The sequence below is a fragment of the Cytophagaceae bacterium genome (assembly GCA_016722655.1).
Taxonomy (GTDB): Bacteria; Bacteroidota; Bacteroidia; order Cytophagales; family Spirosomataceae; genus Leadbetterella.
Map to the genome: position 1 here is coordinate 2,575,847 of JADKIR010000004.1, position 20,998 is coordinate 2,596,844.

General features: G+C 36.4%; 13 protein-coding genes. 5 read left to right on the forward strand and 8 right to left on the reverse strand.

Annotated elements, in window-relative coordinates; genetic code table 11:
- Positions 1–20 precede the first annotated feature (20 nt).
- From gldM to IPP61_11645, 8 genes are all read right to left on the reverse strand, one after another.
- Positions 21–1,619 carry a gliding motility protein GldM gene (gldM, locus tag IPP61_11610; protein ID MBL0325810.1) on the reverse strand — a complete coding sequence of 533 codons (1,599 nt, stop codon included), beginning with the start codon at positions 1,617–1,619 and terminating at the stop codon, positions 21–23.
- A 52-nt stretch (positions 1,620–1,671) separates the two neighbouring features.
- Entirely contained in the window at positions 1,672–2,493 is an 822-nt protein-coding gene (gene gldL / locus IPP61_11615; protein MBL0325811.1) for a gliding motility protein GldL, read from the reverse strand.
- A gap of 57 nt (positions 2,494–2,550) precedes the next feature.
- Positions 2,551–3,639, reverse strand: coding sequence for an SUMF1/EgtB/PvdO family nonheme iron enzyme (locus tag IPP61_11620; GenBank protein ID MBL0325812.1), 1,089 nt, complete (start codon positions 3,637–3,639; stop codon positions 2,551–2,553).
- A 221-nt stretch (positions 3,640–3,860) separates the two neighbouring features.
- On the reverse strand, positions 3,861–4,805 hold the full coding sequence (locus IPP61_11625) for a PorP/SprF family type IX secretion system membrane protein (GenBank protein ID MBL0325813.1): 945 nt from the start codon (positions 4,803–4,805) through the stop codon (positions 3,861–3,863).
- 88 nt (positions 4,806–4,893) lie between these two features.
- Positions 4,894–5,670 carry a uroporphyrinogen-III synthase gene (locus IPP61_11630; GenBank protein MBL0325814.1) on the reverse strand — a complete coding sequence of 259 codons (777 nt, stop codon included), beginning with the start codon at positions 5,668–5,670 and terminating at the stop codon, positions 4,894–4,896.
- Between the two features lie 74 nt (positions 5,671–5,744).
- Positions 5,745–6,908, reverse strand: a complete 1,164-nt coding sequence (locus IPP61_11635; GenBank protein MBL0325815.1) for a DUF4271 domain-containing protein — start codon at positions 6,906–6,908, stop codon at positions 5,745–5,747.
- Between the two features lie 46 nt (positions 6,909–6,954).
- Positions 6,955–7,401, reverse strand: coding sequence for a methylglyoxal synthase (locus tag IPP61_11640; protein ID MBL0325816.1), 447 nt, complete (start codon positions 7,399–7,401; stop codon positions 6,955–6,957).
- A gap of 125 nt (positions 7,402–7,526) precedes the next feature.
- Positions 7,527–9,653 carry a gliding motility-associated C-terminal domain-containing protein gene (locus tag IPP61_11645; GenBank protein MBL0325817.1) on the reverse strand — a complete coding sequence of 709 codons (2,127 nt, stop codon included), beginning with the start codon at positions 9,651–9,653 and terminating at the stop codon, positions 7,527–7,529.
- Between the two features lie 589 nt (positions 9,654–10,242).
- Between IPP61_11645 and IPP61_11650 the strand changes: the two genes are divergently transcribed.
- The 5 genes from IPP61_11650 (at position 10,243) to IPP61_11670 (ending at position 20,976) form a co-directional block, all read left to right on the forward strand.
- Positions 10,243–11,931, forward strand: coding sequence for a lamin tail domain-containing protein (locus tag IPP61_11650; GenBank protein ID MBL0325818.1), 1,689 nt, complete (start codon positions 10,243–10,245; stop codon positions 11,929–11,931).
- A 112-nt stretch (positions 11,932–12,043) separates the two neighbouring features.
- Positions 12,044–15,538, forward strand: coding sequence for a VCBS repeat-containing protein (locus IPP61_11655; GenBank protein ID MBL0325819.1), 3,495 nt, complete (start codon positions 12,044–12,046; stop codon positions 15,536–15,538).
- Positions 15,535–17,010 carry a VCBS repeat-containing protein gene (locus tag IPP61_11660; protein MBL0325820.1) on the forward strand — a complete coding sequence of 492 codons (1,476 nt, stop codon included), beginning with the start codon at positions 15,535–15,537 and terminating at the stop codon, positions 17,008–17,010. Before IPP61_11655 ends, IPP61_11660 begins: the two co-directional genes overlap by 4 nt.
- Positions 17,010–19,352 carry a S9 family peptidase gene (locus IPP61_11665; protein MBL0325821.1) on the forward strand — a complete coding sequence of 781 codons (2,343 nt, stop codon included), beginning with the start codon at positions 17,010–17,012 and terminating at the stop codon, positions 19,350–19,352. Before IPP61_11660 ends, IPP61_11665 begins: the two co-directional genes overlap by 1 nt.
- A 67-nt stretch (positions 19,353–19,419) precedes the next feature.
- Positions 19,420–20,976: a putative maltokinase gene (locus tag IPP61_11670; GenBank protein ID MBL0325822.1), complete on the forward strand. Its 1,557-nt coding sequence runs from the start codon at positions 19,420–19,422 to the stop codon at positions 20,974–20,976.
- Positions 20,977–20,998 lie beyond the last annotated feature (22 nt).

The following is a 20,998-nucleotide window of genomic DNA, read 5'->3' on the forward strand; positions in this document are numbered from 1 at the left end:
TATTTAAAAAAATTAAATTTCTATCTTAAAGGAATCGATACCGTATATTCTCCAACCGGCACAGTTTCAATTTCACCTTTAAAGTTTCTTCTTTCAACTTTATTGACAACTATTAATAGTCTGTCTCCGCCCTCTGCATTTTGCATGATATCACCAATATTTGCTGCACCTGAAAGTCCTTTTTTACTTCCTTTGGGTCTTGTGCCATTCGCTAAGAAAACATCATAGCTGGTTACTTTAAAATTGGCATCCTCCGGATTAGTAACCTTGAAATCATCATCGGCAAGTGCAACTGCATTGATTTGCCTGGCAGAGGAAACTGGTAAACCTTTTTTTACAACTTCATCACTCACTCTGTTACCATTTACACTAATCGAAATAGTAGGTTTAGGTACACGTCTTACACTGAAAGGAAATGTGCCTAATACCAATCCATCATTTTTAACTTCCAAAGAAACTTTAGCTGAAGTAGGCATGATAGTCAATTTTCCACCACCTGCAGGTATAAATTCTGCACCTGATCCTCCAAAAGTTGGCTTAAATAAACTTCCCAGACCGGGAGAGGAAGTTTGAAGTCTGTTTGCACATTTGAAATACAAAGGAGGCATCGACCCTGACATAATCTCAACAGAAGGTTTTAACACTGTATATTCTTCTGTTGTGGTTTGAGTTTCCATAGAACCGTCTGGTTTAGGGAAAGACACTGTAGCAGTATAACTACGTTTTAACTGACCATTGGCATCAAAGTTTCCTCCTTGAGTACGTACCTCATAAGTTCCTTTACCATCTTTTATCGGCAATCCTGATCCGTTGATACTGATTCTAGGCGTAATAGCACTCGAATACGCACCAATGGCAATGTCGGCTTTGTAAGTTTGACCCGCAACAACAGTTCTTGAGTCAGGAATTACAACCGCAAAAATCTTATCAAACTTGATTTCTTTGGCACCTACTTGCTGAGCAAGATAATCCAGAAGTTCTGATTCATATCTTCTTATGTCTGATTGCTTTTGACTAAGTCCTGCCAAAGCAGCTGGAACGGGAGTCTGAGCAAACATCAATTCTGCAAAGTCCTTGCTTTTGGTTATTGCATCCGTTTCAGCCATAGCCGGGTCATGTTTTGCATCTAAAGCTAGAGAAGGCAATTTTAGGGCAGGATTAACTGAATTTAGATATTTTACATATTCTTCCAATTTGGTTTTCAGCTCATAACCTTTTTTATTTTTCACAAAAATATTGGCTACTTTTTCCTCTTCAGCGAGGTTTTTGATACCACCTGTTTCTGCATCTACACCACCACCGGCTTGTTCAATTATTGTTGATTTTAAACCTTCAATATAAGTTACAAGTTCAGAAGTTCTTTTTCTTATTTCTTCACCCTTGTGATATAAAGATCTGTATTCTGGTTTATTACCTGCTTTATCAATTGCCTCGTTCATTGCTGCCATTGTCCGCTTGTTTGAATCATCTGCGGCTTTATTGGCTTGTTGCAAGGAGTTGTTAAGGACAACGAATTTCTGTAAAATCGCATTGCTGACTTGAAGGGCGAGCATCGCAGTCAGAACAAGATACATCATGTTGATCATCTTCTGACGTGGACTTTCTTTACCACCGGCCATATTTGTAATGTTTGAGTTTTAAAAGGAAATTTTAAGGGAATTCTTTGTTGTCTTACATCATATTACCTTTCATAGCCGACAACATACTTCCATATACATTGTTTAGCGATGCCAGGTTACCAGTAAGCTTGTTCAATTCTGCTTTGAACTGTTGGGTATCTTTTGATGCCTCTGACATATCTTCCATAGCTGAAGAAAGGTTGGCATAGAAAGAATTCATTGATTTCAGGTGACGGTTAGTATCCTGTAGTTCAATTTCATAAACTGCATTAAGAGCACCCATGTTCTGAGATATTCTCTGGAACTGATTTCTGTATTCCTGAGCATCTTTTGTGGCATCAGACATATTCATCATTGAGCTTACAGCTGAGGTCAAACTTGTATTTAGATCTCCCATTTTACCGGAAGCTTCCTTCATTTTGTTGTTAAAATCTCCTGTCGAAATAGTTGCATTTGCTACTTCGGTGATATTAGAAATTGAGCTTGAAAGATTTTGAAAACTGGTTTTCAATCCATCAAAAATGTCCGGAGTGATTTTAGCATTGGCCAACATATCGTCCATTTTAGCTGTCAATCCTAATCCAGAGGTTTGAGGAGCGGCAGAACGAGCAGGCAATTCGCCTTTAAATTCGGGAGACAATTCAGGATATACTTTCTCCCACTGATATTCTGAAACCGGTCTAAGATATGATTGTAAGGCGTAAATGATAAAGATTAAAGCTTCAGTACCCAATCCGATGGGAAGAGCTATACTTGCCCAGTCATAGTGCATGATTTTACCCATTGCACCTACGATTACAACTGCGGCACCGATACTATAAAAGAATGGAATAAATTTGTCCCAGAATGCACTTGGTCCGTTACTTGCTGCCATGATTTTATTTTAAATTTTGCTTAAGTTAAATTAATATTATTGAGTTTATTTTATGTTTTATTCTCTTCCCGGAACTGTTCCCAATCTGTCCATCACGCATCTGAAACCGATATATGATCTGGTGGCAGTGCGGTATTCATAGGTGGTTGAACCAGTTTCAAGGAAATACGCTACGTCTTTCCATGAACCGCCTTTTACTACTTTGCGAGGCTCATCATCTTTGTCATAAGAAGGATTTAAGTCCCAGGTGACTGGCATGTAGCTGTCTGAGAAAGCATCCTGAGTCCATTCTGCCACGTTACCCGCCATATTGTATAGACCGTAATCATTTACATTGAAGGCATTTACAGGAGCAGTGTATTGGTATCCATCCTTTTGGTAGTTACCACGATAAGGTTTGAAGTTAGCCAGATAACATCCTTTGCCATTGGCTACGTAAGGGTTACCCCAAGGATATTTTGCACCGTCTTTTCCCCCTTTTGCGGCCCATTCCCATTCTGCTTCTGAAGGCAAACGGAATTTTGGTGAGCGAAAAAGTTCATTTTCAGCACGGAAATTGTTGTAAAGACTGGTTCTCCATTTGCAAAAATAGGTTGCAGCATCCCAGCTTACACCTACTACCGGATACATATCAAAAGCCGGATTGTTGTAATAATTTTCGGTCAACTGGTCACCATTGTGATAAGTGAAATCTTTTTTCCAAACAGTAGTATCAGGATAGAGATTTGTCATAATAAATTCTTCTCCCAATACTGAAATTGAATCAGCCATGATAGAATTCACAAACATTCTGTACTCATGATTAGAGATTTCGGTATCATCCATATAAAATGGAGAAATGGTAACTCTTTTATTCAGGGTTATTCTTGAAGACATGATATCCTCGTCAGTTTGACCCATTGTAAAAGAACCTGCCGGAATCAACACCATTCCACTTGGAGCAGTCTGTTTATAACCTTTACGAGCGGTGGCTACTACTTCACCATTTCGTATTCCATCGAGCGGGTCGCTTGCGTTGCTGCCTTTTCCTTTCCCCAACCCCACTTTTTCCATAGTTTTATTGAAAAAGCTACAACTTTGTAGCATAACCATGGGAGCCAAAATTAAAAAGGCTTTAACTAAAAGATTTGAAAATTGCTTGTTCATAATCGAAAACAAGATGATTTTAATTTAATTATTACTAACTATTAAATTACAACAGCCAAAACGCCGGGTTAACTTTATTTATTGTGTTATAAATACAATTCCTATTTAAGGGAATTACTTACAATCTACAAATTACTAAAATCATGCCAAGCTTATGTTTTTGGTTTTGTTACCGTTCGATAATTTCCTTGAATAAGGTTTGCAAAAATTATGCCGCAAATTCAGAAATTATATCTCGGTGTTTTAATTATTGTCTTTTTTCCAAATTTCGGACTTGCTAATAAATATCTCAGGAAAATTTCATGAGATGTTGTTGATTTTGCTTCTGTTCCAAAGTTCACAAAATCAATAGAATAGCCCAATTTGACTGTATTTTTTAATAAATTCCCTCCGACCAATAACGATATCGCATCTTGCCAACGATAATTTACTCCACCCCAATATTTTTGATTGTACGTAGCTAATACACCCAACTCAGTATTGTAATTGACAAGGTTTGATTTTATTAAAAACATTGGACTTATATCTAAATTATAAGTTATTCCAAGGTCATATTTTCCAGTCAAAATAATAGTCGGATTTTCTTCAATTGTACCTTCACCAATTTTGTAGCTAGGTTTAAGTAGATTTTTTGCCGATAAACCAACTTGATAGGAAGGGTTTTGAAGAAATATACCAGTACTAAAATTCAGGGCTTTCAGATTTATATTAGAATTGGGAATAATCGGATCTTCATCATCGCGAGGCTTGTAATTTTCACCCAGGAGCCTCAAATTATTTATGCCAAGTCCCACTCCGGCACTAATAACATTGCTATTGATTTTTTTATAAAAAGAGTAGTTCAGGCTTATTTCCTGTTTACTTTCTATTTTTGAAAATTGATTATTGGAAAAATAAACCCCCAGGCCGCCTTTGAGTTTTTGTATGGGCATATCGGCACTAAAAACCGATATTGTATTGTTGCCACCCTGATCGAAGTCGGCAAGGTAGCCGGTGTATTGTGATCTGAGTGAAGCTTGAATCTGAGTTTGATTCCCTAGCCCGGCTGCTGCAGGATTGAGATAAAATTTATTAAAAAGATACTGTGTAAACTGAGGAGTTGTTTGAGCACTTGCATAAGTGCACAAAAACATCAGCATCAGTATTTTACTGTATTTTTTTAACATTTTAATTATTAGGAATCGTACGTACTACAACCTAATCACATTAATAACTATACAGTACGTATAATATTATGGAAAGGTTACTTAAATATTATATATTATTGGCTTTTTTAATATAAAGCTCAAGTGCCCCCACCATGGAAGGTGCATTGGGAAGAGGAGCTTCAATATCAAGCGTTAAGCCAAAATCTCTGATTGCTTTCGCAGTTGTAGGCCCGAAAGCCGCCAGCCGCGTGTTGTTCTGTTTCCAATCAGGGAAATTATGCAATAGCGAACTTACACCTGATGGACTAAAGAAACAAATAATATCGTAAAAAACTTCTGTTAAGTCAGATAAGTCGGCAGGTACGGTTTCGTACATTACAGCCTCAGTAAGGCTAATGCCATTCTTTTTGAGAATATCCGGCACCGAATTATTCCTAATATCTGAGCATGGGAATAAATACTTTTCGTTTTTATGTTTAAGGAAAAACGGCTCAAGATCAGCAGCAGTTTTATTACCTGAAAATATCTTTCTTTTTCTGATGGTGATGTATTTCTGAAGGTAATTGGCAGTTTGCTCAGTGATACAGAAATACTTCATTTCTATTGGGATTTCAATCCGCAATTCTTCACATAATTTAAAGAAGTGATCTACGGCATGTCTGCTTGTGAAAATAATAGCAGTATGAGCCAGAATGTCGATTTTTTGTTTTCTAAATTCCCGGTGATCTACTTTTTTTACGTCAATGAAGTTTCTGAAATCAACCTTTAGATTGTAAACTTTGACCAAATCGGTATAGGTCAGAGATTTCTCACCAGGATTTTCCAGCGTAATTAAAATGCTTTCTACTTTCTTTAGTCTGCTGTCTTTTTTATTGTCTGTCATTTCACTCATGCAGAAAAAAATTGAGTTATTTTTTGGGTTAAATCCTATGAAAATAATTAATTTTTTTAATCAATTTACAGGAACATTCTTAATCCTATGATAATCGGGAACACTTCCACGATGCAAAGATAAGAAATTAAATAAAGAGTTTTGATATTTCCTTTTTGATTTATGGTCAAATACACCAGAAATGTTCTTGCTGTATAAAAGACGGTAAATAAGAAACTTACCAAATATTTAAATTCAATACTTTTTCCCCAATATGTATTCTGAAGTATTAAAATAAAAATCACAAATAGGGTAAAAAAGTAAATGGAAGACTGAAGAATTTTGAAAAAATGTATATCTACAATCTTTTCTATATTAAATAGTTTTCCAGTAATCAAAATGAAAAAATATTTCCCCACAAATGCAATAAAAAATATAAGGGAAACTTTGAAGAAATTGGTCAGAATGATTCCGAAAGTACTTCCATTTTGAAAGAAAAATGAATCTTTTATTACGAAAATTTGATTCTGTTGCAACAAAATTGCTAAAAAACCACTCAAAATACTCAGGAAAATAATAAAGAACATATTGGGGCGATCAAGAGGCTTATTTACCAGAAATGAGTTCTCTTTTGGTGCCGGAGAAGTTAAATCATAAAGGTTGAAATATTTTTTATAAGCTTTGCTGTAATTTGAAACCAAAAAGCTCATAATTAGAATATTGAATATAAAAATAACCACCAATCCGCTTCTGAACGGACCCTCATTTCGGGGCGTTAAGTTAAATAAACCTGATTCTTGTTTGTCGCTTTTTTGAATTTCCCCACCTTTTCCGGGATAGCCAATAATTACATTTAAATCACTGGGTGAGGCATTTCCGTAAATACTCAATAATAGTTCAGATCTGGAGGTCAGCCTTTTAAGTTCTTTCAAGGAAAATATCGTCCAATGATTGGCAGATAATTGTTTTTTTAGAATGTTATTAAAGAATAGAAATGAATTATTTTTTTTTGATTTGATAATCAAAAAAGCATTTGGGTAGTCATCCAGATTTATTTTTAAAGATATAGACTTTTTTTCAGCAGGATTTTCGTCAAAGTAGGGTGTAAATAATCCCAAATCATGGTTATAGATAAGCCATTCATGGGTATAATCATGCAAAACCTCATATTTTCTATCAGGTCCGGCAGGAGTACCTAGTACTTGTAATGAAACAAAAAAACCTAAAATGTAAAAAATAGCTGATTTCAAACCCCCTGTTTTTTTTTGCAAAATTACTTATCCTTATTGATTTTTCCTAAACTTGTCTTTTTAGGTAAGCCGAGTAGTCAGGCAGTTGCACTTCATATTTTTGGTGAAACAATGGCGATGTAAGTACGAAATCAGCTGTGCTGCGATCGCTGGCTATCGGAATATTCCATACAACTCCCAGCCTTAAAAGGGCTTTAATATCGGGGTCATGAGGTTGTGCAGCCATAGGATCCCAGAAAAAAATAAGTACGTCAATCTTGCCCTCTGAAATCAATGCCCCGATTTGCTGGTCACCGCCAAGAGGACCACTCAATAGCTTGGTGATATGGGTATCAAGGACCTCTTCGAGCATTGTGCCGGTGGTTCCGGTAGCAAAAAGTTGATGCTTGTTTAAAGTTGCTTTATTGTATTTTGCCCATTCTACCAATTCGGCTTTTTTGTTGTCATGAGCTACCAATGCTATTTTTTTCCTAACTTCAAGTTTTCTGTTCATGCCTGTTTTTTTTTGCAAAAATAAGTTTAAAATAATTTAAGCTGTAATAAATCTAAAAAAAGGCTTATGAAATAAAAAAAATAGTCACACTTTCGTATGACTATACTTATTGAAACATCGGTTGATTATCTTAAAAGTAGAACAGTACCTTTCATAGTAAATGCCAGACCTGTATCGCTAACGGCATTAATTACATATAGGTAATTTCCGGCAGGTGCAGGTGTGATCCCATTGGCTTCGGTGCCGTCCCATTCACCTGTAAGTGCATTGCCTTCAAAAATAGTACCGCCCCATCGGTCAAAAATCTTTATGTTACCTTCAGAAACAAATTTGGAGTTTATCTTAAATGTTTCTGATTCTGCCGGACCTTCGCCATTAGGAGTAAAGGCCGTAGGGATATACATTCCTGGTAATACTTTAATTATAAATGTATTAGAGTATGAAAAAATACGTTGATTAGTGTACAAGTCGGTATCCACCATTTGCTGGCCCATCACTCTGAATTTAATCTCTGAGGTTTCTGACTCACTGAGAAGCTTCTGAACCGATTCCTGTAATGAGGCTGTGGTTTGATAAAGAATGTAAGCGTTAAAGTCTTCATCAAAATATTCAATACTATAGTCAACAGGTGAGGCACTATTGTAAACATCAGGAGGAGTCAAAAATGGTGACCAATTGAGTGAACCCTGCGTTTTGGAGCCCAGCAAAATAGTACAGAAAGGATCAGACATGAGCGAAGTTACCCCGCAATTATCCTCAACTGTATATTTATAGCAGTATGATTTTGGATCTGGTGAAATGGCCACATCATCAAAACTACTTTCTGTTCTTTCGCCTAATTTTTGAAAATTCGTTGATTCGTTTTCGGCCCTGTAAAAAGTGTATTTTAATTGATCTATAGGATTACTATTGTCAACAATCCTTATCTGAACTTTTTGGTCGTCGCTTGGGTCAAATCCAACAAAAACCAGGTCATTGGGTTTTTTGGCCACTGCATTGGTTTTGGGATTAACTTTGATTTGAGCTGATTTAACCACAATAGGAGTTGGTGTTCCTTCAATTATGACAACAGGATAAGTAGCCTGGACCATAAATAAATAGGTTTTTGAACAAACCAGATTTTTTGCATCGTATTTGGTGGCATAGTTGCTTGAAAGTAATGCTAATCCGGAGCAGGTATTACAGCCTTCTTCATCTTTATACAGTCTTAATTTTGAAGGTATTGCATTGGGTTCAGTGGGAAGATTCCATCTGACCTCGGCTTCTGAAGATGACTTAATATCAGCGTTTATTTTTATCGAACAAATGGTATTTTCTGAATATACATCGTTGCCACAACTGTTTTTAGTCCTTGTCTTGAAGCAATACCTCAAGTTAGGGTCCAGACCTGTAAGAGTGGCTTTTCCGTTGAGGCCTTCTCCTAATTTTAGCCAGGGTTCAGAGGTGTTTCCGTTATCCACTCTACCCAGGATGTCATAAGTTTTCCCGACTATAATCCTGTTAAATTGAATATCTGCAGATTTACCTTCATTTTCACCAATCAAAGTATGAATAAATGGCGAATCGGAAGCATCAAGGACAGGTCTGAAAAACGCAGATTGACAAGTTTCATTGGAAAATCTGTAATATGCAGCCTGCACTTCAGGAACCCCTGTGCCTGAAGTAATTGCTTTGGTTTTTGTAATTGGTAATGGGGTAGTGCGGGCATCAACCTTTTCAACACTTCCGTCAGGCCAGTTGATGGTAAAAAAATCTTGTTTATTTGTTGCATTAATAGTCACACTGTATTGGTTCCCTGTACAATTGGAAACACTTACATCGGGAGCCGATCTTTTTCCAACTTCGGTATATTTACACGACAAATATTTCTGTCCGTTTTTGGTACCTTCCAATAATACCCAATAAACACCTTCAGTTGCTTTGGCAATAGCCGAGTTACCAACAGTAGTCAATAAACCCGTGGGACTATTAATATCAAAAGTATTATCAATTCCGAAATAGAATTTAGGGCTTGCCAGTGTTGACCCAAGAGCGGGATCATTGTTATTGTTGATTTTTACATCTATAGTATTATCAGAGGCTTGCATACAAAAAAATGTATTGTCAAAACCAATCCTTCCGCCTTTAAGGTAACCTGAAGGAGGAGTTGTACAAACAGATGGCTCTGGTGGAATAGTCTGACCATGAATAACAGAGGCAGATCCAATTAGCCAAATCCCTGAAATGATAAAAAATTTATTCCAAACGGACATACTCATTCTTTTTTAAGAAACAATTCAACTCGATAATCTTTTAAAATGGTTCAAAAATCATGCCGTTTTTTTTGAAAAATCTTTTGAAAAGTTTATACTTAAATACATAAAATGAAGGGTTTAGAGGTGTTTTTGTGGTTTAATCCTTTATTTTGAAAAGTTTGGAATGATATTTGAGGCCAAAAGGAAATTCAAAAAAATCTAAAAGAATTTTCTCCGGTAACCGCCAATTTTTTTTTAAAATCAAAAAGTTAAGGCTCTCATTTCATTAGAACTTACGTTTTTTTTGAAAAATCAATTTTTTTTGATTTTATTTGAAAAATGAGGGGAAAACTTTCACTTAACCTTCTTAAAAACACATTCAGTAGAAATGAATAAGCAGGAAATTTTTAAAAAAATAAAAAAAACTCTTGAGCAAACTTTTGATTTGGAAATTGATTTTTCGAAAAAAAAATACAAGAAAATGATTAAAAAAATTTCGAAAAAAATGAATAAAGATTTGGATGTAAGCAATAAGAAAAAGAAAAAAAGGTTTAAAAATCTTCCTGTCCAGCCTCCAAAAGTATGGGGAACCTAAAAATCTACTGAAATGAAAAGCATAAGAATTCACATTATTCTAATTTTAATTTTTGCAACAACTCATAGTTGGTCACAAACACATCAACTCATCATAACTGAGATTTTTGCAGATCCAACACCCAGCCGGGGACTGCCCGAAAAGGAATTTGTTGAAATAAAGAACGCTACAAAAGAGGGTATTCAAATCAAAGGATTCAAGTTTATTTACGGAAGTACATCTTCTGAATTTTCTTCAAATATTTTAGCACCTGATGAACGGGTCATAGTTTGCAGAGCTGGAAATGAAACCGCATTTGAAAGTTATGGAAGGGTAATTACTTTGAAGAATTTTTCACTTTCGAATGAAGGGAATCTACTGATTATTGAAAACCCACAAAAAGAGTATATTACTTCGGTCAATTATTCCAATTCATGGTACTCCAAAGGACGTGAAGAAGGCTACTCTCTCGAAATGATCGATGAAAGTCAAGCTTGTAGGGGCAAAGAGAATTGGGCATCGTCTGTGGCGGCTATTGGTGCAACTCCCGGTGGTGCAAATTCTGTCGGAAAAATTTTAATTGACACCGAATTGCCATTTCCGGTTTCTCAGAATAACAATGGTAGTATTCTTCAAATTTATTTTAATGAAAATATTGATAATAAAGATTTTAATATTGAAAATTTTGAAATTATTTCCGGAGATTTTTCTATACAAAAAGTTGTCTTTCATAAATTTTCGACTGATTTTGTGGAAATTTTTATTGACAGAGTAATAGAAGAAGGGGAGTCTTTGGAATTAAAATTAAAGACCCTAACCGACTGTATTGGTAATCTAAACACAGATATTATTCTGAGTTTCTCAAATGTGCCGGCACCCCAACAAGGTGAGATATTGATTTCTGAAATATTATTTAACCCGGCAGTTGGCGGAGAGGATTTTGTAGAGATTAAAAACATCTCTGAAAAACCATTAAACTTAAAAAATTGGAAACTCGCCAAAAGAGCAAAGGATGGTTCTTTTTCCGGTATTTCGTTAATTTCTTCCAAAGATTTAATTGTTAAGCCTACCGAATATTTAGCATTTTCAAAAAATAAAACTGCAGTATTATCCCAATACCCCGAAAGTAGTGTGCCAGACAATATTAGGGAATTGAGCAGTTTCCCTTCATTAAATAATGATCAGGACCTGGTGTTACTTCTAAATGAGAATGAGCTTGTAATGGATTCTGTTTTTTATGAAGAAAAAATGCACAATCAACAGTTAAATAACCTCAATGGGGTGTCATTGGAAAGAGTGAATTTTAAATCAAATCATTCTGAAAAAAAGAACTGGCAGTCAGCTGCATCTGATGTAGGCTATGCTACGCCTGGCCGAAAAAATTCTCAGGAAGAATCTGAAAATTTAAGTCGTGACTTTTGGCTTGAAAACGTTGTTTTTAATCCTTATGAAAATGCCGGAAATGCGGTTTGCAAACTCAATTACCAGCTACCGGTTCAGGGAGCGGCATGCAACATAGCTATCATTGACCGCAATGGTGCCATAAAAAAGGTATTGATAAAAAATGGCATTTTGGGAACTTCCGGGATGTTTAACTGGGACGGAACCGACCATTCAGGCAAGCTCCTTCCTGTAGGTTATTATGTATTTAGAATCGAAGTTTTTTCTCCTGAAATCAACAAAACGTATCTTGTAAAAACTGTTTTGGCCGCTATCAATTGAAAATGTGCATTTTTTCAAGGTAAAAATATAAGTTTTGTTATATTTTTTTCGAGAATAGTAAAACCTATCTGCTTTTATTGCCTAATTTTAGCGTTCATTTTTTAGGTTATTGATGAATCAAAGAGTTATTGTCTTATTGCTACTGGGTATAGTTTTGTTTTCCTGCAAAGAAAAAACCCTTTTTACCAAAATTGAGGCCGGGGATTCCGGAATCACATTTTCAAACAGAATAATAGAGAACGACTCTATGAATATTCTTAAGTTTGAATATGTGTACAATGGCTCCGGTGTGGGTGTTGCCGACTTTGACAACGATGGTCTCCAGGATATATTTTTTAGCGGAAACCAGGTGGAAAATCAACTTTATCTCAATAAAGCCAATTTCAAATTTGTTAATATTTCATCACAAGCCGGCATTAGCAATTATGGAAGATGGTGCTCGGGTGTGACCACTGTCGATATAAATGGTGATGGTTGGATGGATATTTACGTTTCGGCAACGGTTAAAAGTAATGAAAAAGACCGCCAAAACCTGCTCTATGTAAACCAGGGACTGAAAAATGGTGTGCCGGTTTTTAAAGAAATGGCGGCAGAATACGGTGTAAATGATAATGGACACAGCGAAAATGCAACTTTCTTTGATTCAGATAACGACGGTGATCTGGACCTTTATGTTATTACCAATATCATAGATTTATATCCTAATCAATACAGAGAAAAAATAATCAATGGCTCACATCCCAATACCGACCGTTTCTACAGATGCGACTGGGATGAAAAGTTGGGCCATGTTGTATATAAAAATGTGTCAAAAGAAGCCGGAATATTAATTGAAGGCCATGGACTGGGAATCAATGTTTGTGATATTAATAAAGACGGCTGGAAAGATATTTATGTAACAAACGATTACCTGTCTGATGACTTGCTCTATATCAACAATCAGGATGGTACATTCAGTGATCAGGCAGCCAGGTTTTTCAAACACACCTCTCAAAGTGCCATGGGAAATGATATTGGCGATATAAATAATGATGGTTTTCTTGATATTTTGTCAATGGATATGCTGGCAAAAAATAATGTCAGAAAAAAAGTATTGACAGGCCCAAATAACTACCAGTCTTATATTTTTAACGATACATACAAATATACATTCCAGTATATGCGTAACTGCCTTCAGATCAACAACGGAATAGATACTCAAAACAGCCCGATGTTTAGTGAAGTTAGTTTTTTGGCCGGAATAGGGGAGACCGACTGGAGCTGGACACCATCTATTGCTGATTTTGATAATGATGGTTACAAAGATATAATTATTACCAATGGTTTTCCGAAAGATGTAACCGACAGAGATTTTATGGCTTTCAGGTCTGAATCGGAAAGACTGGCTACTCAGGAGTTTTTACTGGGTCAGATTCCTGAAGTTAAAATCAGTAATTATGCATTCAGGAACAAAGGAAATCTGGAGTTTGAAAATGTAACAAAAAAATGGGGAATGGATACTCCTTCTTTTTCAAATGGTGCGGTATATGCCGATTTGGATAGTGATGGTGACCTCGATTACATCATCAATAACATCAATGATTCGGCATTTGTATATCGCAACAATCTCCTCCAGACTGAGGAAGGAAAGCAAAGCCACTTTTTGAGATTGAAATTTGAAGGAAATGAGAAAAATAGATTTGGAATTGGAACTGTAGCCGAATTATTATTTGAAGATGGAGAAAAAATTGTAGCAGAAAACAACCCTAGCAGAGGGTACTTGTCAAGTATTGAGCCCTATTTACATTTTGGTTTAGGTTCCAAAAAAGTGCGGAGTTTAACCGTGAAATGGTATAATGGCAAAAGTCAGACATTTGAAAATCCGGAAATTGATAAAGTGTTGACTGTCAATATTAAAAATGCAAATATTGATACCAAATATAATTCAGCTCCGGGCTTAAACCTGGTGACCGATATTACGAAGGAAGTAGGGATAAATTATGTTCACTCCGAAAGAGACTACATTGATTTTAATAGCCAAAATCTATTGCCTTTTAAACTCTCTGAATTTGGTCCCGGTATGGCCACCGGTGATGTAAATGGCGATGGATTGGAAGATGTTTTCATGGGTGGTAGCAGATTTCATATCGGTAAATTTTTCATGCAAAAATCTGACGGAAGATTTATCGTAAAACCACTGGAAGATACCACTAATCAAAACTTGAAATTATCTGAAGATCTGGGACCTTTGCTTTTTGATGCTGATGGTGACAATGACCTTGACCTTTATATCTGTCATGGAGGAAATGAATCGCAAAAAGATTCTCCGGACTATCAGGATGCGTTTTATGTCAATGACGGGAAAGGTAATTTTAGTTTAAAAAACGACGCACTTCCCAAAATTACTGAAAGTACCTCCTGTGTCAGAGCAGCTGATTATGACAACGACGGTGATTTGGATCTTGTGGTTTCGGGGCGAAATGTCCCCAACGAATATCCAAAATTTACCTCAAGTTATATACTGAGGAACGATTCCAAAAATGGCATACCTAAGTTTACCGATGCAGGTGCCAAAGTAGCACCCGGATTGAAAAATATCGGTCTGGTGTGTGATATCCTTTGGACAGACTTTGATTCTGATGGCTGGATTGACCTCATGCTGGCTTCAGAATGGAGTGAAATTCAATTTTTCAGAAACAAAAAAGGGATATTCCAAAAAGTCGAAAATACTGGTTTGGAATCTTTACAGGGACTTTGGACTTCAATTAATGGTGCCGACTTTGACTTTGATGGCGACATAGACTATATCGTTGGAAATATTGGAAACAATACTCTTTTAAAAGGTACTCAGGAAGAGCCGGTCAAAGTAATTGCGAAAGATTTTGATAAGAACGGAGTCTATGATCTTTTTCCCTTTGTGTATTTTACAACCCCTCAAAATGAACGGAAACTGGTGCCGTTTCATGGTAAAGATGATGTTAATAAACAATTGAACAGCACCCGCAAAAAATTTGTGTCTTTCAATGAGTTTTCCAACGCAGATTATGACAATCTTTTTACGGCTGAGGAGAAAAAAGATGCTCAGATCTTAACATTAAATACCAACGCAACTGTTTATGTGGAAAATAAAGGCGGTGGAAAGTTTGAGGTAAAAGTATTGCCCTGGCAAGCTCAGACAAGCACTGTTTATGGTATCACAATTCAGGACTTTGACAACGACAATCTTCCCGACGTGATCTTGTCCGGAAATAATTTTGGAAATGAAATCCTGGTCGGCCGTATGGACGCTTCCAACGGTGTATTTCTTAAAGGCGATGGAAAAGGGAATTTTAAAGTTATTCGTAATTCAGGATTTTATCTCCCCAAAGATGCCAAAAGTGCGGTTACTTTGACTAGTGTTGGTGGCAAGCTATTAATTTTCGGGTCACAAAATCGGGGACCTTTAAGAGTTTTTGGGTCCAACCTTCAAAAAACCAGTATTCCTGTTACTTCCAAAACTAAGGCAATAACTTATTCTATTGCCGGAAAAACCGCCAGAAAAGAATTATATTATGGTTCGGGCTATTTGGGACAGTCAACGAGAAATGTTTTTTTACCCGCCAATTCAAAAATCGTAAAAATAGAATGAGGCAGATTTTAGTTTTAATAATTTTTTTGCCAATAATATTTTCCTGTAGAAAAAGTCAAAATGAGGCATCTTCACCTCCTCAGGAAACCAAACTTAGCGGTGAAGAGCTGTCAAAGATTCATTGTGCAAGTTGCCATAAATATCCTGACCCTGCTCAGCTTCCAACAGAGTTTTGGGTAAGTTCTGTGTTGCCAAATATGAGTTATAGATTAGGTGTCGGGGATTATTTTGGCGAATTGATGTCCAAATCTTCTGATGAATCCAATCTAATATTAGAAAATGGTATTTATCAGACATCTCCTTTATTGCATCAAAAAGATTGGGAGAAAATAGTGGAGTTTTATAAAAATAATTCACCGAAAGAATTTCCAAAAATACCCTCAAAGATTGTAACTGAGCTAACCGCTTTTAAGGTTCAAAATATTGATTACAAGGGGAATGAAATCATTATGAGCCAGTTTGATCCGGTTCAAAATTCTATTTTTATTTCAGAAGCGGTTTCAAAAGATTTATTTGAGTTAAAATCTTCGGAGAAAAAAAGCCTTAATCCTGGCAACAAATTTCCTATTGTGGATTTTGATAATCATTCAAAATATGGCAAAGTATGGCTCGAAATAGGAAATATGAACCCTAACGACCTGAAACAAGGAAAACTCCGGACAGCAAACAAAGTTCTGCTAGATTCGCTCAAGCGACCGGTTGACTTGCTTCTTGCTGACATGAATGGCGATAAAACTGATGACTTTGTGATTTCATCATTCGGCAATCACCTGGGAAGTCTAAGCTGGTACGATGGACTCAATTTTACCAAACATCCGCTGTTGGAGCTACCTGGAGCCAGAGTTTCCTATTTTATTGACCTTGACCACGATGGCCTCAAAGACGTGTTGGCTCTCATGACTCAAGCCCGGGAATCAATAGTATTTTTTAAAAACAAAGGCAAAGGGGAGTTTGAAATGCAAAATCTGCTTGAATTTTTGCCCAATTATGGCTCAAGCTATTTTGAAATGGCAGACATTGACCTGGACAATGACCTCGATATTATTTATACCAATGGCGACAATGCCGATTTGTCTATTACCTTGAAGCCATATCATGGACTGAGAATTTTTGTAAATGATGGAAAAAATAATTTTACAGAAAAATATTTCTATCCGCAAAATGGAGCTTCCAAAGTTTTGGCGAGAGATTTTGATATGGACGGTGATCTGGATTTAGCAAGCATCTCCTATTTTCCGGATCATACCAAAAGTGAAAGTTTTCTATTTTTTGAGAATAAAGGAAATATCAAATTTGAAGTAAAAACATTAAGTTACTTTTCAAAAATAAAAATTCTCACACTTGATGCCGGGGATTTTGACAAAGACGGCGACTTAGATATTGTTTTGGGAGGCTTTGACAGAAGTTTAGAGGCAAATTCCCGAAAATCAAAGAATGTTTTTGTATTATTGAACAAAAAAATTAAGCGATAATGTCCTTCAGATTCCAATTTGCTTTCACAAGTATTTTCCTTGTGTCAATTTCTTCTTTTGCCCAAAATTCCCTCTCAGTTGATAAAATAATGCGTGACCCAAAATGGATGGGAACATCACCTACCGGAATTTCATGGGGCGATGCGTCAAATTCAATTTATTTTAATTGGAATCCCGACAATAATCCTGCAGATTCTCTTTACCAATATAGTTTAGATACCAAAAAGATTTCCAAAGTCCAAAAGGAAGATAAAATCAGTTTAAGCTTAGGGTCAGGCATTTATAATAAAGATTTTTCGAAAAAAATATATTCCAAATCCGGCGATTTATATTTATATGATAGTATTTCCGGAAATATTCTGCGTTTGACCGAAACCAATGAAATTGAAACCAATCCCTCTTTTTCAATTGATGGCAAATCAGTTTTTTTCCAAAAAGACAATAATTTTTATTCTATAAAACTTGAAAATGGTGTTTTAAAACAGTTTACTGACTTTGACAAAGGTTCAAAAAATCAGGAAAAGAAAAAAACAGAAGAAGAAACATGGCTGGAAAAAGACCAGCTGGCTTTATTTGAGGTTTTGTCGGAAAGAAAAAATAAAGAAACAGCTACAAAAAAACAGGAAAATGAAATCAAAAAGTTAAAAAAAATATATCTCGATAGTAAGCGACTCACAGAGACTGAGATTTCTCCAAATGGTGATTTTGTAGTTTTTAGTACAATGGAATCACCCAAAAATTCGAAAAGTACGATTGTTCCAAATTATGTAAATACAACGGGTTATACAGAGGATATTTCTGCCCGAAACAAGGTTGGGTCTCCTCAATCCATCCTGGAGAGTTATTTGTTTGATTTTAAAAGAGATACGGTATTTTCACTTAAATACAAAAACCTGCCAGGTATTGAAACGCTGCCACTTTTTCTAAAAGAATATGGTTTTGATACATTGAAAGAATATAAAAACAGACGAATAAACTTTGGGCAATTTGTCTGGTCGCCTTCCGGGAAAAATCTGGTAGCAGTGGCTCGCTCAGTGGACAATAAAGATCGCTGGATTGTTAAAATCGATATTCAAAACGGAAAAGTAGAATCTCTGGATCACCAACATGATGAGGCCTGGATTGCCGGACCCGGCATAGGAGGGGCTTTTGGGGGTTCTACACTTGGATTTATCGATGAAGATAATATTTATTTTCAATCAGAATTTACGGGATATTCACATTTATACCGATATAATATTTCTTCCAAAACAAAAACCACTTTAACCACAGGTAATTTTGAAGTCCAGAAAGTTATACTTTCAAGAGATAAAAAGCAGTTTTACATTTCTGCCAATAAAGAGCATCCCGGAGAGCAGCATTTTTATCATCTGTCAGTAAATGGGGGAGAATTACAAAAAGTCACTTCCATGAAAGGGGCGAATGAGGTTACAATTTCGCCCGACGAAAAATTGCTTGCAATCAGATACTCTTATTCCAATAAACCCTGGGAATTGTTTTTGCAGGAAAATTTACCGGGTAAAAATGCCATCCAAATCACAACTTCCAGCTCCAAAGAATTTAATTCATATCCCTGGCTTGATCCGCAATTATTGAGTTTTAAAGCACGAGATGGACAGGAAGTTTTTGGAAGGATTTACAAACCAAAAAAATCCAATAAAAAAGCCGTAATATTTGTTCATGGTGCGGGGTATCTTCAAAATGCCCACAGCTGGTGGAGCAGCTATTTTAGGGAATATATGTTTCATAATTTATTGGTGGAGAAAGGTTATACTGTTTTTGATATAGATTACAGAGGCTCAGCGGGATATGGCAGAGATGTCAGAACCGGCATTTACCGGCACATGGGTGGTAAAGATTTGACCGACCATCTGGATGCAGCTGAGTTTTTGGCCAAAAATCATGGCATAAATCCACAAAAAATTGGCATCTATGGCGGTTCTTATGGTGGATTTATTACTTTGATGGCCTTGTTTACAGCACCAGGCACATTTAAAGCGGGAGCAGCTTTAAGACCTGTTACTGACTGGGCGGCTTACAATCACGGTTATACTTCAAATATTTTGAATACACCACAGTCTGATAGCCTGGCGTATAAACGTAGCTCACCTATCTATTTTGCTAAAGGACTCACAGATAACCTCCTGATTTGTCATGGAGTTGTTGATGTAAATGTTCATTATCAGGACGTTGTGAGATTGACGCAACGGTTGATTGAACTCAAAAAAGACAACTGGGAAGTGGCTTCGTATCCGGTTGAAGACCATGGATTTGTGGAGCCCAGCAGCTGGACCGACGAGTATAAAAGAATTTTAAAGTTATTTGAAGAAAAATTGAAATAATTGGTTTGTAAAGCATTATTTTAATAACTAAATTTAGCGAAAATACTTAGCCTTGGGCTATACAACTATGTCAAAATTTGTATTACTTATCGATGGGGAAGGTTACGAAAAAGACAAATATGTCCATACTGTACTGGAGGACAATTTACTTCCCGGATATTTTTTAAAATGCAGGTGGTTTGCCGGAAAAGCAAGGAAAAACTGGCACTTGAAAATAGTACAGGCCGTGCGAATGGTGTATAAAGAGCAACCCTATTTTTTTAATGTCATAAGAGTCAAATATTCCGAGGGCGATTCAGAAACGTACATGTTACCCCTTTCATTTGTAGAAAAAAAATCTGCCGAAATACCCGAAAAAGCCATTATTACTGCGGCGAGTATGGAAGACAAAGAAGGTATTCTGGTCGAAGCCACTTTCGACCCGGGTTTCAGAGAGGCAATTTTCTGGAATATTTTGAATAATGTGAAATCCGAACAAAAAAATGGCGACTCGCTTAATTTTTTCAGAGGCAAAGGCCTTACCGATGAAGAAGTACCTATGAGTATGATTCCTGAAATTGATTCGAGTAATACGGCGTTTATTTATGGTGGGAAATACTTTTTCAAGCTATACCGTAAGCTGTTTCAGGAAACTAATCCTGAAGTTGAAATGGTTCAGTATATCACCCAAAATAGTGATTTTGAATATATTCCGAAGTTTGGCGGTAGTATCACTCTTGAAAAAAAATCAGATAGCGACCTTACTTTAGGACTTCTCGTAGAGCTAATCAACAACGAAAAAGATAACTGGTCTAAGACGGGTGATTATCTTAACGATTTCATGTTTGCTTTTGTAGATGGTAATTTTCAGGTCAAAGAAAACGTATTTAGCAAGATAGCATTATTGGGAACCAGAACAGCCCAAATGCACGATGCACTTTTTAATATTCATGGCGAGGAAGGTTTCAGAGCCGACCATTTTGATAGGGCATATCGGAGGTTTATCCATCAGAAAGTGGAAGATTTGATTGAGCACAGGTACAATTTGCTCACTGATAATTATTTACAACTCGACGAACAGGCACAGATTCTGGCGTGGAAGTTTATGGAAGCCAAAGATATGATTCTGGATTTCGTGGATCAGATTCTGACCCGACCGATAGAATCATTCCGAACAAGAATTCACGGTGACTATCACCTGGGGCAGGTTTTGGTATGTGACGAAGACCTGGTGATTATTGATTTTGAAGGTGAACCTGAAAGCTCCATTGCCAGCAGGAAAGTGAAGCATTCCCCACTCAAAGATGTGGCCGGTATGATCAGATCCTATCATTATGCTGTTTCGGCAAAGCTCTTCAATTCACCGGAAACCCGTCAACTTGATGATAAAGTGCTCAATCGTGCCGCTGAACGCTGGTACAGGCTGATGCGTGATACTTTTCTGGAAGAATACCTCAACTATTTTGGCCCTTTGCATCCATTGTTGAAAAACAACAACGAAATCAACTACCTGTTACAGTTTCATCTTTTGGAAAAAGCAGTTTATGAACTAGGTTACGAGTTAAATTACCGTCCATCCTGGGTGAAAATCCCTTTAAAAGGCATTGAAGAAGTGCTTTATGAAATAGAAAAACTAAAAAGATAATATGTTTATTTATAAAATATAC